Raw genomic sequence first — 11,996 nt, forward strand, 5'->3', positions numbered from 1 at the left:
GCTTTTTCTCCTTTTATTGTTCCACCAGCGCGCCGGTCAGGGCCAGGCATGCTTCCAGCACGCCGCCGCCCACGGCCAGGGCCTTATCTGATACAAAGTAACAATGCTCTTTCTGACACCGGGGGTCCACGTCTCCGCTTTTCATCCCCATATGGACCCTTGTCCCCTTGGGCAGGATGCCCCGCAGAATTCCATCGATGGCGCTCACCATGGGATAATCCGCCACATAGCCCACAATCTCCCCCGCCTTGACCCGGTCGCCGATCTGCGCAGTCGGGCGGAAGATGCCCTGGGCCGGCGCCCGAAGCACCCGCTCCTCCCCGTAGCCGCCGATCTCGCCGGGGACGCCGGTATTGGGCAGCGCGGAGCCTTGCCGGATGACCCGTCCCATGGCATGGCCCCGCATGGTTTCCACCACGGCATGGCAGTCCTCTCCGGCGGTGAAGCCGGGGCCCACGCCGATCACCGCCGGGGCGTCTGTGATTCTGGTCCCCAGGTTCCGCTTGGCCAGGATGGCGTCCACCAGCACATCGGGCCTCAGCGCCTCCCGGCAGCGGCACTTCGGGTCCGCAAGGACCGGAATGGCCCCCTGTTCCAGGACCTGCCGCGCCTGGGCCGCGTCCTCCGCCCGGACCGCACGCACGCCTTCCACCGCTGTCTCTCCTTCGGTGATGGCTGTTGAAAAGCAAACCGTTCTCCGGATGGCGGTGGGCCAGGGCAGATCGGTCATCACCACCAGCATCCCGCTGCGCCACAGGCGCAGTGCAATGCCGGTGGCAATGTCACCCGCGCCACGGATCAAAACAAGCATGAAGTCCATCCTTTCCGCAGCGAGCCCAGCGCTGCCGGTACCTGCAAAAGCGAGGCCATCTCCTCCGCCTGTTGGGAGGGCTCGTCCACCTGATTGATTAGAACCCGCCCGCAAAGGCCCTCTTGGTTGATAACCGCAGCGGCCATGCGCGGCGTCACCGCGTCCTCCAGCTCCGCTCCGGCCAGCTGGGCATAGCGCTCCGGCCGGTGGGCCGCCTCCCGGATGGTTTGCCCCATGCCGGAAAACCCCACCACCTGGATGATCTGCCCGCTCTGCGCCGGAATGACCGGCTCATGGGGCGCATGGGCCTTCAGCGGCAGACCGGCCGCCCCGTCCCCCTCCACGATCACATAGTCGGCTATCTCCATCAGCAGTGGGATGGACTGCCGGGGAGGACCTATCTTCCCATTGGGGAGCTCTGTGCCAATGCACACCGTGCCCCAGCGCTTCAGCGCCTGACGCACTTCCTCCGCTCCGGGAGTGCACAGCGTCCGGCCAATGGGATAAATCCTGGTGGTGGTGCATAGAATCACCGTCCCCGGAAGTTCCCGGCCCAAGGTGGAGAGCAGCAAGGACTTCCCTCCGCTGCCGATGACCGTTGTGACGCCCGGCTGGATATCCAGGACCCGGTAAAAGCAAATCATGTTCTCACAAGCCTTCCGTCTGCATTCCCACTTAGAGTAACACGCCCTCCAAGTCCTGTCAACACAGGAATCAGCGAACTTTTGCCTTAAACGTTGACGAACGATTTTATCAATGATAAAATATGGATATGAAACAGAATTTGACCGTAAAACTGACTGTGCGCCTCTTCGCGGAGGAGAAGTGTTTCGGCCCCGGGGTCGCCCAGCTGCTGGCCTTGGTGGACGAGGTGCATTCTCTGCGCGCCGCGGCAATGCGCATGGATATGGCTTACTCCAAGGCCTGGAAAATTATCCGTGCCGCCGAGGCGGGCTTCGGCTGCAAGCTGCTCTTCTCCACCACCGGCGGGCGGGGCGGCGGAGGTGCCGTCCTGACAGAGGAGGCGCGGCAGATTCTGACCTCCTACCGGCGCTACTGCACCCAGATAGAGTCCTATGGGGAGCAGCTCTTCCGGGAGGTCTTCCCCTTTTGCGCAAAAGACCAATCCTCAAAATAGCTGCTGTTTATACGCGCAGGCAGACTAAAAGAGAGCGGGCAATAATGCCCGCTCTCTTTTGATCCAATGAAAGGTATCATTCCTCGGGATCCACTTCCGTGGTGCTGGGATGGGGATGCTCAATCTCCTGAAGGATGGCGCGGATCAGCTCAACAGTCCCGCCGGTGCCCAGGTAGCTGCTGTCCAGGCAGAAGTCGTAACTGCCCACATCGCCCCATTTGCGGGAGGAGTAATACTCATAGTAAGACGCCCGACGCTTGTCGGTCTTGATAATCGCCGTCTTGGCCTTCTCCGGCGTGGTATTCAGCCGTCTGGCCACCCGCTCGATCCGCTTGGCCATGGGCGCGTGGATGAACAGGCTCAGGTGATTGGGATACTCCTGAAGCGCGTAGTCCGCGCACCGCCCGATGATGACGCAGGGACCCTGGTCCGCCAGATGGCGGATGGTGTCAAAGGTGGCAAGGTACACCCTCTGCTCCAGAGAGTCCCCCTCCATGCCCCCGGCAAAGGAGAACGCATAGGGGTCCATGGCAATGGAATACAGCAGGCTCCTTGGCTTTTCGTCAAAGCTTTCAAAGACCTTTTCGCACAGGCCGCTCTGCTGCGCCGCGCGCTTGAGCAGCTCCTTGTCATAGAACGGGATTCCCAGTTCTTTGGACAGCCGGATACCGATTTCCTTACCGCCGCTGCCGTACTGTCTGCCGATTGTGATGATGGTTTTTGTTGACATAGTGATCCCTCCTTTGCTTATCCTTATTATAAATCCAAATCGCCGCAACGTCAATTACGGGAAGTTACAAAAAAGCGCGCGGAATTTTCTCCACGCGCCGTTTTGTATATTTATGACATGCGGGTTTCGGCTTTCTTGCCCAAGCGGCGGTACATGGTCTTTTTTACCGCCCGCAGGATGTTCTCATACCCCGTGCAGCGGCAGAGGTGGCCGGAGAGCAGCTTTCGCAGCTCCTCATCGCTGTATTCCTTCCCGGAATTGAGAATCTCCGTCGCCGTCAGGATAAAGCCCGGGGTGCAGAAGCCGCACTGGATGGCCGCCTCCTCCACAAAGGCCTGCTGGATGTCGCTGAGCTCCCCATTGGGTCCAAGGAGTCCCTCCAGCGTCTGGATGTGCTTGCCGTCGGCCCACACCGCCAAGTAGATGCAGGAGTTAAACGCCTCGCCGTCGATGAGGACGGTACAGGCGCCGCACTCCCCCACCTCGCAGCCCTTTTTTACAGAGGTCAGCCGGTAGTCACCCCGGAGCATGTCGGTGAGAGAGGCGCGCACATCCACCATCTGCTCCACCTCTTTGCCGTTGATGGTGCATCGCACCAGCTTAAACTGCTTCTCCATTACAGCTCACCTCCCGCAAGACGGATGGATTCCCGCATGCAGCGCCTTGCCGATTCCACGGCAATGTGCTCCCGGAAGGCCTTGGAGGCCCGCCAGCTGTCGCGGGGGTGGATGTCCTCCAGCACCGCGCGGCTGAACGCCTCCACCATCTCCTCCGAAACCGCCCTGCCGTTGGCCGCGGCCTCGGCGCCGGGGCAGCGCATGGGCACCGGCCCGGCCACGCCGTAGGCGATGCGGGCGCGGAGCACGGTCCTTTTATCCCTGCTCAGGCGGACGTTGACGCTGCACCCAAGGGTTGCGATGTCCATTGCATTGCGCATGGCATATTTGATGTAGTGGCCAACGGTATCCTGATAGCTGTCCTTTGGAATGAGGAGGGCCGTCTGAATCTCACCGGGGCGGATGTCCACCACGCCGGCCTTGATGTAGAACTTTTCAATGGGGACGCGCCGCACCCCTTCTGGGCCGATGAGCTCCACAATGGCCTCATAGGCGTGGAGCGTGGAGGCGGAATCGGCGGAGGTCACGCCGTTGCAGGTGTTGCCGCCAATGGTGCCGATGTTCCGGATCTGGGGGCCGCCCACCTGATCCACCGCCTGGCCCAGCACGTTGATGTACTTTTGGATAAGAGGGTGGCGGGTGATGTGGGAAAAGCTGGTCAGGCTTCCGATGCGCAGCGTGCCATCCTCCTCCAGGGTAACGCCCCGCAGTTCGTCGATGCCATAGATGGAGATCAGCTCCGCGCCGGCGCGTTTCCCCTCCCGCATCTGTACCAGCACGTCGGAGCCGCCGGCGATGATCTGGGCTTGGGGATGCTCCTGGCGCAGCCGCACCGCGTCGGCCACACTCCGGGCCTCATACAGCGCTTTCATATCATACATGGCTCATCCCTCCTTCAATCGGTAATCAGCCCGGCCTCTTTGAACGCTTCAAACAGGACGTGGGGCGTGATGGGACACCTGTCCACCGCCACGCCGGTGGCCTGCAGGACGGCATTGCGAATGGCCGGGGCACCGGAGCAGGCCGGCGGTTCGCCTAAGGACTTGGTGCCGTAAGGCGAGGTGGGCTCCAGGTTCTCCACAAACCGGGCCTCCAGGTCCGGATGGTCCATGCAGGTGGACAGCTTATAGTCCAAGAGGTTGTTGTTCAGCGGCTTGCCCGTCTTGGGGTCAAACTTCAACTCCTCGCTGAGTCCGTAGCCAATCGCCATGGACATGCCGCCGTGGACCTGGGCCTCGGCCAGGGCCGGATTGATGAGCCGGCCGCAATCGTGGACATTGACCATGTTCAGCAGTTTCACTTTACACATCGGAATGTCCACCTCCACCTCCGCTATGGAGCAGCCAAAGGAGTAGGCGTTGGATTTGATCTGAGCGGTTGACTCCGCCGTGAGATGCTGGCTGTTGGTGGTGGAGTACAGCGCCTCCGTGGCCAGCTCGCCCAAGGTCATCAACACCCGGCCGTCCCCCTTGCGGATGATCCTGCCGTCCGAAAGGTCCAGCGTGGCAACCGGCATCCTGGTCAGCTCATGGGCGTAGTTCAAAATCCGCTGGCGCAGCAGCAGGCCGGTCTGCATGATGGAGAAGCCGCCGATGTAGGTCTGGCGGGAGGCATAGGCACCGGTGCCGAAGGGCGTCACATCCGTATCCTGGGAGGAGATCACGTGGACATCCTCAAAGGGTACGCCCACCGCGTCGGCCACCATCTGGGTGTAGGCGGTGTCGCAGCCCTGCCCAATCTCCGTCTCGCCGGTCTGGAACTGGAGCGAGCCGTCCTGGTTGAGCACCATGCGGCAGGAGGAGGACTCCAGAGAAATGGGCCAGACGGCGGTGTTGTACCAGAACACGGCCATGCCCACGCCCCGGCGGACAGGCCCGGTCTGGTTCTGATAGGCCTTCCATTTGCGCTGGTAATCGATGACCTCCATGCCCCGTTCAAGGCACTGGTTGAAGGTATCGTCATAGAGTTCATTTTTGGAAAAACCGTCCACATAGCCCACCGGCATCAGATTTCTCCGGCGGAACTCCAGCGGGTCCATGCCGAGGCTCAAGCAGATGTCGTCGATATGGCACTCTCCTGCAAACATAGCCTGAGGGATGCCGTAGCCCCGCATGGCCCCCGCGGCGGGCCGGTTGGTGAACACGGACCAGCAGTCGCACTCCACATTATCGCAGGGGTAGAGCTGGGGGAAGGCTCCCATGCCCTTGGCCACCACGCCGTGGCCGTGGGAGGCGTAGGCGCCCTGGTTTGAAAACGCCTCAAACTTCCGGGCCGCAAGGGTGCCGTCCGACCGCACCCAGGAGATGATATGGGTGCGGATGGCGTGGCGCACACGGTTGGAGACAAAGGTTTCCTCCCGGGTGCATTCCAACTTCACCAGCCGTCCTCCCACCTGAGTGGTGAGGTAGGCGCACAGCGGCTCATAGAGCGCGTCCTGCTTATTGCCGAATCCGCCGCCTATGTAGGGCTTCACAATACGCACCTTGCCCCAGGGAATGCCCAGGGCCTGGCCCACCACCCGGCGGATGATATGGGGAATCTGGGTGGAGGACACCACGGTGATCCGCCCGGCCTCCATACTGGCAAAGCAGACGTGGTTTTCAATGTGGCAGTGCTGGACCGTGGGCGTGTCGTACCAGCCCTCCACCTTGATCAGGCCCGGCTCCTGAAGAGCCTTCTCCAGATCGCCCTTGCGAATGCTGGTGTGGGCCAGGATGTTTCCGGGAAAGTCCTCCTGCACCTGGGGCGCTCCGTCGGCCATGGCCTCCTGTGCGTCCAGCACAAAGGGATATTCCTCATACTCCACCTTCAGCGCCCGCACGCCCTGCATGGCGGCCACCTCATCCTCAGCCACCACCACGGCCACATCGTCGCCGTAGTAGCGCACATGCCGGTTCAGCAGCAGCCGGTCCGCCACATCCTGGTGGGCCGGATCCGTGGACCAGGGGTGTCCCGCGGTGGGGAACTTATAGTCCGGCACGTCCAGGCAGGTAATCACCTTCACCACGCCGGGGATCTGCTCCGCCGCAGAGGTGTCCACAGACTTCACCAAGCCGTGGGCGATGGTGGAATGGAGGATCTTTGCGATCAGAGCGCTTTTGTCGCACAGGTCGTCGGTGTATTTGGCCCGGCCGGCCGCCTTGTCGTAGGCGTCCACGCGGACCTTGCTCTGCCCTACACTTGTACTCATTTTATGGCCTCCTTTACCTGCTGCGCAAGTCCATGATTACACAGGCTTATTTCTGCTATTTCCATAGATTATATCACAGGGTCAATTCCGCATCATTATATTCTCAAAAGAACAGCGCTATTTTCCGCCTTGACCGGGCATGCTATCAACGGTATACTTTTATCAGAAAGGAGCGGAGTCAATGGACTGGAAAATCGGATGCGTCCTCATGGCTGCGGGAAACGCCCGCCGCTTCGGCGACAACAAGCTCTGCGCCCAAGTGCAGGGCAAAACTCTGCTGCGCCGGGCCATGGAGAGTATACCGGGCCAGCTCTTTTCCTCCGTTGCCGTGGTGACCCAATATCCGGAGGGAGCGGAAATGGCCGAAGAGTTCGGTTTTCTCTGTGTCCACAACGCCCACCCCGACTGGGGCATCAGCCACACCATCCGTCTGGGGCTGGAGGCCCTGTCCGGCTGTGACGCGGTCCTCTTTCAGGTGTCCGACCAGCCGCTTCTGCGGCGGAGCAGCATTGAAGCGCTGATCGACCTGTGGATGCAGCGCCCGGACCGCATTGCGGCCCTGGGCCGCAACGGCGTCCGGGGCAATCCCTGCCTCTTCCCCGCCCGGTTCTTTCCGGAGCTGCTCTCCCTCACGGAGGACCACGGCGGCTCTGCGGTGATCCGCGCCCATGAGGAGAGCCTCATCCTGTTGGATGTTGCGGAGGAAGAGCTGACGGACGTGGACACGGTCCAGGCGCTGGCGGCACTGCAGGGCAGGCATTCAGAATAAGGGATTGGGGGAGCGGAAAGGCTCCCCTTTTTCATCGCCTCCCACGTCCCAAAGGAAGACTCACTTCCGGCTGTAGGGCGTGTCCTCAAGGGGCAGGGAGCTGCGCCGCTTTCCGTCATGGCGGTAATAGGCGTCAGCGATGGCCGGCGCGGTGGGGATGGAGGTGATCTCTCCAACGCCGATGGCCCCGCCGCCCACCTTCAGTCCGGCCTTCTCCACCACAATGGCCTTGATCTGCGGGATCTGATGAGCCCGGAAGAGGCCCAGGGTGCCGAATTTGGCGGTGGGCCTGCAGTCCGTCAGCGGGTACTGCTCTGTCAGGGCAAACCCCATGGACATGACCACCCCGCCCTCGATCTGGCCCTCCACCGAAATGGGGTTCACCGCTTTGCCCACATCGTGGGCCGCCACGATCCGCCGGATGGTGCCGTCTTCGTTGAGCTCGCACATCTGGGTGGCGTAGCCGTAGGCGATGTGGCTCACCGGGTTGGGCACATCCGCTCCCAGCGGGTCGGTTTTTCCAAGGTATGTCCCCCGAAACTCCCTCCCCTCCAAGTCTGTTAAGGAGTTTTCCTTCAATGCGTCCAGCAGGCTCTCACAGGCCCGCCGGCAGGCCTCTCCGGTAAAAAGAGTCTGACGGGAGCCGGAGGTGGTGCCGGAATCCGGCGATTCATAGGTGTTTGCGCGCTCGTAGACCACCTGCTCCGGCGCTATGGACAGCAATTCGCAGACGATCTGGGTCAGCACCGTGCCCAGCCCCTGGCCGATGCAGGAGGCGCCGGCGTAAATGTGCACCTTCCCCGCCTGGACCGCCAGACGGACCCGGCCGGTGTCCGGGATGCCCACGCCCACGCCGGCGTTTTTCATGGCGCAGGCCAGCCCCGCGTACCTGGCGCTGTCGTAATAGGGCTTGACGGCCTCCAGAGTCTCCACCAGTCCGGTGGATTCGTCCACGATCTGGCCGTTGGGCAGCTCCTGACCGGGGCGGATGGCGTTGCGGTAGCGGATCTCCCAAGGGGAGATGCCCACAACATCCGCCATCTCATTGAGCAGGCTCTCAATGGCAAAGCAGGACTGGGTCACGCCGAAGCCTCGGAAGGCTCCGGCCGGGGGATTGTTGGTGTAGTAGGCGTAGCCGTCGATCTCAAAGTTCTGATAGTTGTAGGGCCCGGCGGCATGGGTGCAGGCCCGCTCCAGCACCGGCCCGCCCAAAGATGCGTAGGCTCCGGTGTCGGCGATGATCTGAGCCGCCACGCCCTGGATAATGCCGTTTTCGTCGCAGCCCAGCGCAAACTCCATGTCCATGGGGTGGCGTTTTGGGTGGATCAGAATGCTCTCCGCCCGGGTGAGCTTTACCTTCACCGGCCGCTTGGTGAGATAGGCCACCAGGGCGGCGTGGTGCTGGACCGTCACGTCCTCTTTCCCACCGAATCCGCCGCCCACCAGCATGTTGCGGACCTTCACCTGGTCCGGCCCAAGCCCCAACATGCGCATGGTCTCCTGTTGGGTGTCATAGGTGCCCTGGTCGCTTGAGAGGACCATGACCCCGTCTCCGTCGGGATAGGCCACGGCGCATTCCGGCTCCAAAAAGGCGTGCTCCGTATACGGGGTGTGGAACCGCCGGGTCAGCACGTGTTTGGATTTGGCAATGGCGAAGGCCGCGTTTCCCCGGTGGATGTGCCGGTGGGCCAGCAGGTTCCCGGTCCTGTGGACCAAGGGGGCGTTTTCAGCCCGGGCCTCCTCGGCGCTGCGCACGCTTTCCAGCACCTCATACTCCACCTGTACCAGTGCTTTCGCCTTCTCCAGCGTCTCACGATCCTCCGCCGCCACAAGGGCGATGGCGTCTCCAAGGTAGTGGGTCGTGTCCCCCACCGCGATCATGGTGTCCCAATCCTTCACCAAATGGCCCACCTTGTTGATGCCCGGCACGTCGGCGGCGGTGAAGACGCCCACCACCCCGGGCAGTGCCCGGGCCTCATCCGTGTGGATGGCCCTCACGATGGCCCGGGGATAAGCGGAACGGACCGCGCTGGCATAGATCATCCCATCCAAATAGACGTCGTCCGGATACTGGCCGGTGCCGGTGACCTTTTCCCGCACGTCGATGCGGGGCACCCGGGCGCCCACCTTCCACTCCTCATTTTCCCGGGGCACCTCGCCGATCCGAAACACCTCCGCCGCCAGCAAAATGGCCTGGATGATCTTCACATAACCGGTACACCGGCAGATGTTGTTGCGGATGGCGTAGGCCGCTTCTTCCTCCGTAGGGTCAGGGTTCACGTCAAGCAGCGCCTTGGCGGAGATCACCATGCCCGGGATGCAGAAGCCGCACTGGACCGCGCCGGCCTTGCCGAAGGCATAGGTGTAGACCTCTTTTTCAAAATCCGACAGGCCCTCCACCGTCACGATGGCCTTGCCCTCCAATTTGTCGGTCTGGGGGATGCAGGCCTTGGTGGCCTTCCCGTCGATCAGCACATGGCAGGTGCCGCAGGCACCCTCGCTGCACCCGTCCTTGACAGAAGTCAGGTGCAGTTCATCCCTCAGATAGCGCAGCAGCTTCTGATTCTTTTCCACGCTGACCATGCGGCCGTTCACGGTAAATGTTGCCATGGTCCATCTCCTTACCCAGCGGAGCGCTGTTCGTTATTTTTGCCAGACGCGGAGGCTCCCCTCCGCGCTCTTTTATCCAATTATACTATTCCTCACCGGGGACTGCAAGAGAAAATGCTTCCATTTTGTTTGGAATCATAAAAAACTTTTAGCCTTCTCCAACTCCCACCCTACGATCAGACTGCCCCGGGCCACGGTGATCTTCGCCTCTTCCGCCACGATGTGGTTGCTGACCCCAAGCGGGAACTCCGGCGTCAGCACCGCGTCCTTCAGCGGATACTGGACGCCCTCTTCCTCCACGCCGGTGGCCGGAGCGCCGAAGCAGAAGACCGATAAAAGCCCCCATTCCGGCCCTCTTGGGATGGTCAGGGAACCGCTGCACAGCGCCGTGTAGACAAACGCGTCGTCATAGAGGTAGCCCCTTGCCCCCCTGCTGTCCAAAAAGAGCAGCATCTGCAGATTGGACAGGGTGTGATCCAGTCGTTTTCCGCCGGTTCCTCCGTAAATGTGAAATACCTTACACCCCTTATCCAATCCGATCTTTGCGGCCATCATAGTGTCCGTATCGTCCTTTTCCACCGGGAGACGCATCCGGTTTGGAAAATCCACCGGCTCCGCCATGGAGTCAAAGTCCCCGATCAGCAGATCCGGACGGATCCCCTCCTTTTGGCAGGTCAGATATCCCGCGTCGGCGGCGATCACATAGTCGCCGTCTGCGGGGCGGCGATAGAGGCCGTAATTCGTCCCAGCCCCAAAAATAAAGCAGGCGTTCATTCCATCCCTCCCGACAATTTTGTACAGTTTACCACAAGTCTCCCGCCTTGACAAATCCATTCGCCTTTGATATAGTAAGTGCGACAATTCCAAGGGGCGCTGGCGCAAGCTGGCTGAGATCGGGCGTACTGCCGCCCAGTCCCTCGAACCTGATCCGGGTAATGCCGGCGTAGGAATGCGATGATATTGTTTTGCTGACCGCATTGCGACGCCCCATGGCTCGCCATGCGGGATTTTTTTATGGAATTGGACTCTATTCACGAAAGGATTGTCTTCCCATGCAACATGCAAAAGTCAAATGCCTCTGCGAGGCCGCCATCATGCTGGCCCTGGCCCAGGTGCTCAGCTACATCAAGATTGAGCCCCTGCCCAGCGGCGGCTCCATCGACCTCGCCATGGTGCCCATCATCTTCTTCTGCTTCCGCTACGGCCTGGCCTGGGGCACTGGCGTTGGGTTCGTCTATGGGCTGATGCAGTATTTCCTTGGAAATGGAATTGCCATCTCCTGGACCACCATGATCGCCGACTACCTGGTGGCCTACACGCTCTTAGGAGTAGGCGCGGGATTCTTCCGCGGAAAAAAGGGCGGCATCTATCTGGGTACTGTTGTCGGCACCTTCCTTCGCTTCCTTTCCAGCTTTGTGGTGGGCGCCACGGTCTGGGCCGAATATATGCCGGATGAATTCTTAGGCATGGCCATGACCAACGAGTGGGTCTACTCCTTCCTGTACAACATGACCTGGGCCCTGCCCGACGCCATTTTGTGCGTCGTGGTATTTGCGCTGCTGCAAAAGCCGCTGCGCAAATACTTTACCTGCGCGGACCTCCAGCAGGCGTAATCCAGCCCCGCTCCGGGAGAAAATTCCCGGAGCGGTTTTTTTCGCGGCAGAGCGCATCCGGAACAAGTCAGACCTGAATTTACTCTTCCATAAATGCATTGTGACGCTTTATGTTAAATTTTGCACATTTCTATTGACTTATCCCGCCCATTTCCTGTATAATAAGAGCCAACATAAGGAGTATGCTGAGTGACCAAATCCATTTTGGGCTGGCAAAGCTATTCCCGTACATTGTGTTGTAATCGCCTTTGCCAGCGGCAGAGGCGGTTTTCTTTTGCCAAGCGTAAATGAGCCGTAAATTCCTCCGCCTCTTGTCTTCCGGCATCCCGCATCCATACTATTTGGCAAACCTGTTGAAAGACAGGGACGCAATGCTATAGGGGCTAATCGATCTTCGTATGCCAGCCAGCTGCCCGCTCTCGAACGGAAATCGGGGCCTGCCAAATAGGAATGCGGCAGGCTCTTTTTTGATTCGAGGTGATTTTATCGATCCACGCCAGCATCTTTTCCCGCGGAAG

Annotated in this window: 11 protein-coding genes and 2 riboswitches; of the genes, 3 read left to right on the forward strand and 8 right to left on the reverse strand. The window is 60.7% G+C overall.

The window, feature by feature from the left end; genetic code table 11:
* Positions 1 to 13 precede the first annotated feature (13 nt).
* Both yqeB and yqeC read right to left on the reverse strand, forming a co-directional pair.
* Positions 14 to 811 carry a selenium-dependent molybdenum cofactor biosynthesis protein YqeB gene (gene yqeB / locus KQI82_RS10720; protein WP_216632749.1) on the reverse strand — a complete coding sequence of 266 codons (798 nt, stop codon included), beginning with the start codon at positions 809 to 811 and terminating at the stop codon, positions 14 to 16.
* A complete protein-coding gene (gene yqeC / locus KQI82_RS10725; protein WP_241426695.1) occupies positions 799 to 1,455 on the reverse strand; it encodes a selenium cofactor biosynthesis protein YqeC in 657 nt (218 codons plus the stop codon). The genes yqeB and yqeC overlap by 13 nt, the downstream gene beginning before the upstream one ends.
* Before the next feature lie 128 nt (positions 1,456 to 1,583).
* Between yqeC and KQI82_RS10730 the strand changes: the two genes are divergently transcribed.
* Positions 1,584 to 1,949, forward strand: a complete 366-nt coding sequence (locus tag KQI82_RS10730; protein ID WP_216632750.1) for a winged helix-turn-helix domain-containing protein — start codon at positions 1,584 to 1,586, stop codon at positions 1,947 to 1,949.
* Between the two features lie 76 nt (positions 1,950 to 2,025).
* Here the strand turns inward: KQI82_RS10730 and KQI82_RS10735 are convergent, their stop codons facing one another.
* The 4 genes from KQI82_RS10735 to xdhA form a co-directional block, all read right to left on the reverse strand.
* Positions 2,026 to 2,679 carry a cytidylate kinase-like family protein gene (locus KQI82_RS10735; protein ID WP_216632751.1) on the reverse strand — a complete coding sequence of 218 codons (654 nt, stop codon included), beginning with the start codon at positions 2,677 to 2,679 and terminating at the stop codon, positions 2,026 to 2,028.
* Positions 2,680 to 2,789: 110 nt separating this feature from the next.
* Entirely contained in the window at positions 2,790 to 3,296 is a 507-nt protein-coding gene (gene xdhC / locus KQI82_RS10740; RefSeq protein ID WP_216632752.1) for a xanthine dehydrogenase subunit XdhC, read from the reverse strand.
* Positions 3,296 to 4,177: a xanthine dehydrogenase subunit XdhB gene (xdhB, locus tag KQI82_RS10745; protein WP_216632753.1), complete on the reverse strand. Its 882-nt coding sequence runs from the start codon at positions 4,175 to 4,177 to the stop codon at positions 3,296 to 3,298. The genes xdhC and xdhB overlap by 1 nt, the downstream gene beginning before the upstream one ends.
* Before the next feature lie 14 nt (positions 4,178 to 4,191).
* Positions 4,192 to 6,486 carry a xanthine dehydrogenase subunit XdhA gene (gene xdhA, locus KQI82_RS10750; protein WP_216632754.1) on the reverse strand — a complete coding sequence of 765 codons (2,295 nt, stop codon included), beginning with the start codon at positions 6,484 to 6,486 and terminating at the stop codon, positions 4,192 to 4,194.
* A 181-nt stretch (positions 6,487 to 6,667) separates the two neighbouring features.
* Between xdhA and KQI82_RS10755 the strand changes: the two genes are divergently transcribed.
* Positions 6,668 to 7,255 carry a nucleotidyltransferase family protein gene (locus KQI82_RS10755; protein WP_216632755.1) on the forward strand — a complete coding sequence of 196 codons (588 nt, stop codon included), beginning with the start codon at positions 6,668 to 6,670 and terminating at the stop codon, positions 7,253 to 7,255.
* Positions 7,256 to 7,315: 60 nt separating this feature from the next.
* On the opposite strand, the gene xdh is transcribed toward KQI82_RS10755, so the two are convergent.
* On the reverse strand, positions 7,316 to 9,865 hold the full coding sequence (gene xdh / locus KQI82_RS10760; RefSeq protein ID WP_216632756.1) for a selenium-dependent xanthine dehydrogenase: 2,550 nt from the start codon (positions 9,863 to 9,865) through the stop codon (positions 7,316 to 7,318).
* A 135-nt stretch (positions 9,866 to 10,000) separates the two neighbouring features.
* On the reverse strand, positions 10,001 to 10,639 hold the full coding sequence (locus KQI82_RS10765) for a thiamine diphosphokinase (RefSeq protein WP_216632757.1): 639 nt from the start codon (positions 10,637 to 10,639) through the stop codon (positions 10,001 to 10,003).
* Between the two features lie 82 nt (positions 10,640 to 10,721).
* Positions 10,722 to 10,832: riboswitch (TPP riboswitch) on the forward strand.
* Positions 10,833 to 10,917: 85 nt separating this feature from the next.
* Between KQI82_RS10765 and KQI82_RS10770 the strand changes: the two genes are divergently transcribed.
* Complete coding sequence (locus tag KQI82_RS10770) at positions 10,918 to 11,478, forward strand: energy-coupled thiamine transporter ThiT (protein ID WP_216632758.1); 561 nt, start codon at positions 10,918 to 10,920, stop codon at positions 11,476 to 11,478.
* Positions 11,479 to 11,811: 333 nt separating this feature from the next.
* Positions 11,812 to 11,895, forward strand: a riboswitch (cyclic di-GMP riboswitch).
* The last annotated feature ends 101 nt before the right edge of the window (positions 11,896 to 11,996 follow it).

Source organism: Dysosmobacter acutus (assembly GCF_018919205.1).
Taxonomy (GTDB): domain Bacteria; phylum Bacillota; class Clostridia; order Oscillospirales; family Oscillospiraceae; genus Oscillibacter; species Oscillibacter acutus.

Coding starts and splice junctions, on each gene's coding strand:
- yqeB (WP_216632749.1), bottom strand. CDS start 811: ATGCTTGTTTTGATCCGTGGCGCGGGTGACATTGCCACCGGCATTGCA.
- yqeC (WP_241426695.1), bottom strand. CDS start 1,455: ATGATTTGCTTTTACCGGGTCCTGGATATCCAGCCGGGCGTCACAACG.
- KQI82_RS10730 (WP_216632750.1), top strand. CDS start 1,584: ATGAAACAGAATTTGACCGTAAAACTGACTGTGCGCCTCTTCGCGGAG.
- KQI82_RS10735 (WP_216632751.1), bottom strand. CDS start 2,679: ATGTCAACAAAAACCATCATCACAATCGGCAGACAGTACGGCAGCGGC.
- xdhC (WP_216632752.1), bottom strand. CDS start 3,296: ATGGAGAAGCAGTTTAAGCTGGTGCGATGCACCATCAACGGCAAAGAG.
- xdhB (WP_216632753.1), bottom strand. CDS start 4,177: ATGTATGATATGAAAGCGCTGTATGAGGCCCGGAGTGTGGCCGACGCG.
- xdhA (WP_216632754.1), bottom strand. CDS start 6,486: ATGAGTACAAGTGTAGGGCAGAGCAAGGTCCGCGTGGACGCCTACGAC.
- KQI82_RS10755 (WP_216632755.1), top strand. CDS start 6,668: ATGGACTGGAAAATCGGATGCGTCCTCATGGCTGCGGGAAACGCCCGC.
- xdh (WP_216632756.1), bottom strand. CDS start 9,865: ATGGCAACATTTACCGTGAACGGCCGCATGGTCAGCGTGGAAAAGAAT.
- KQI82_RS10765 (WP_216632757.1), bottom strand. CDS start 10,639: ATGAACGCCTGCTTTATTTTTGGGGCTGGGACGAATTACGGCCTCTAT.
- KQI82_RS10770 (WP_216632758.1), top strand. CDS start 10,918: ATGCAACATGCAAAAGTCAAATGCCTCTGCGAGGCCGCCATCATGCTG.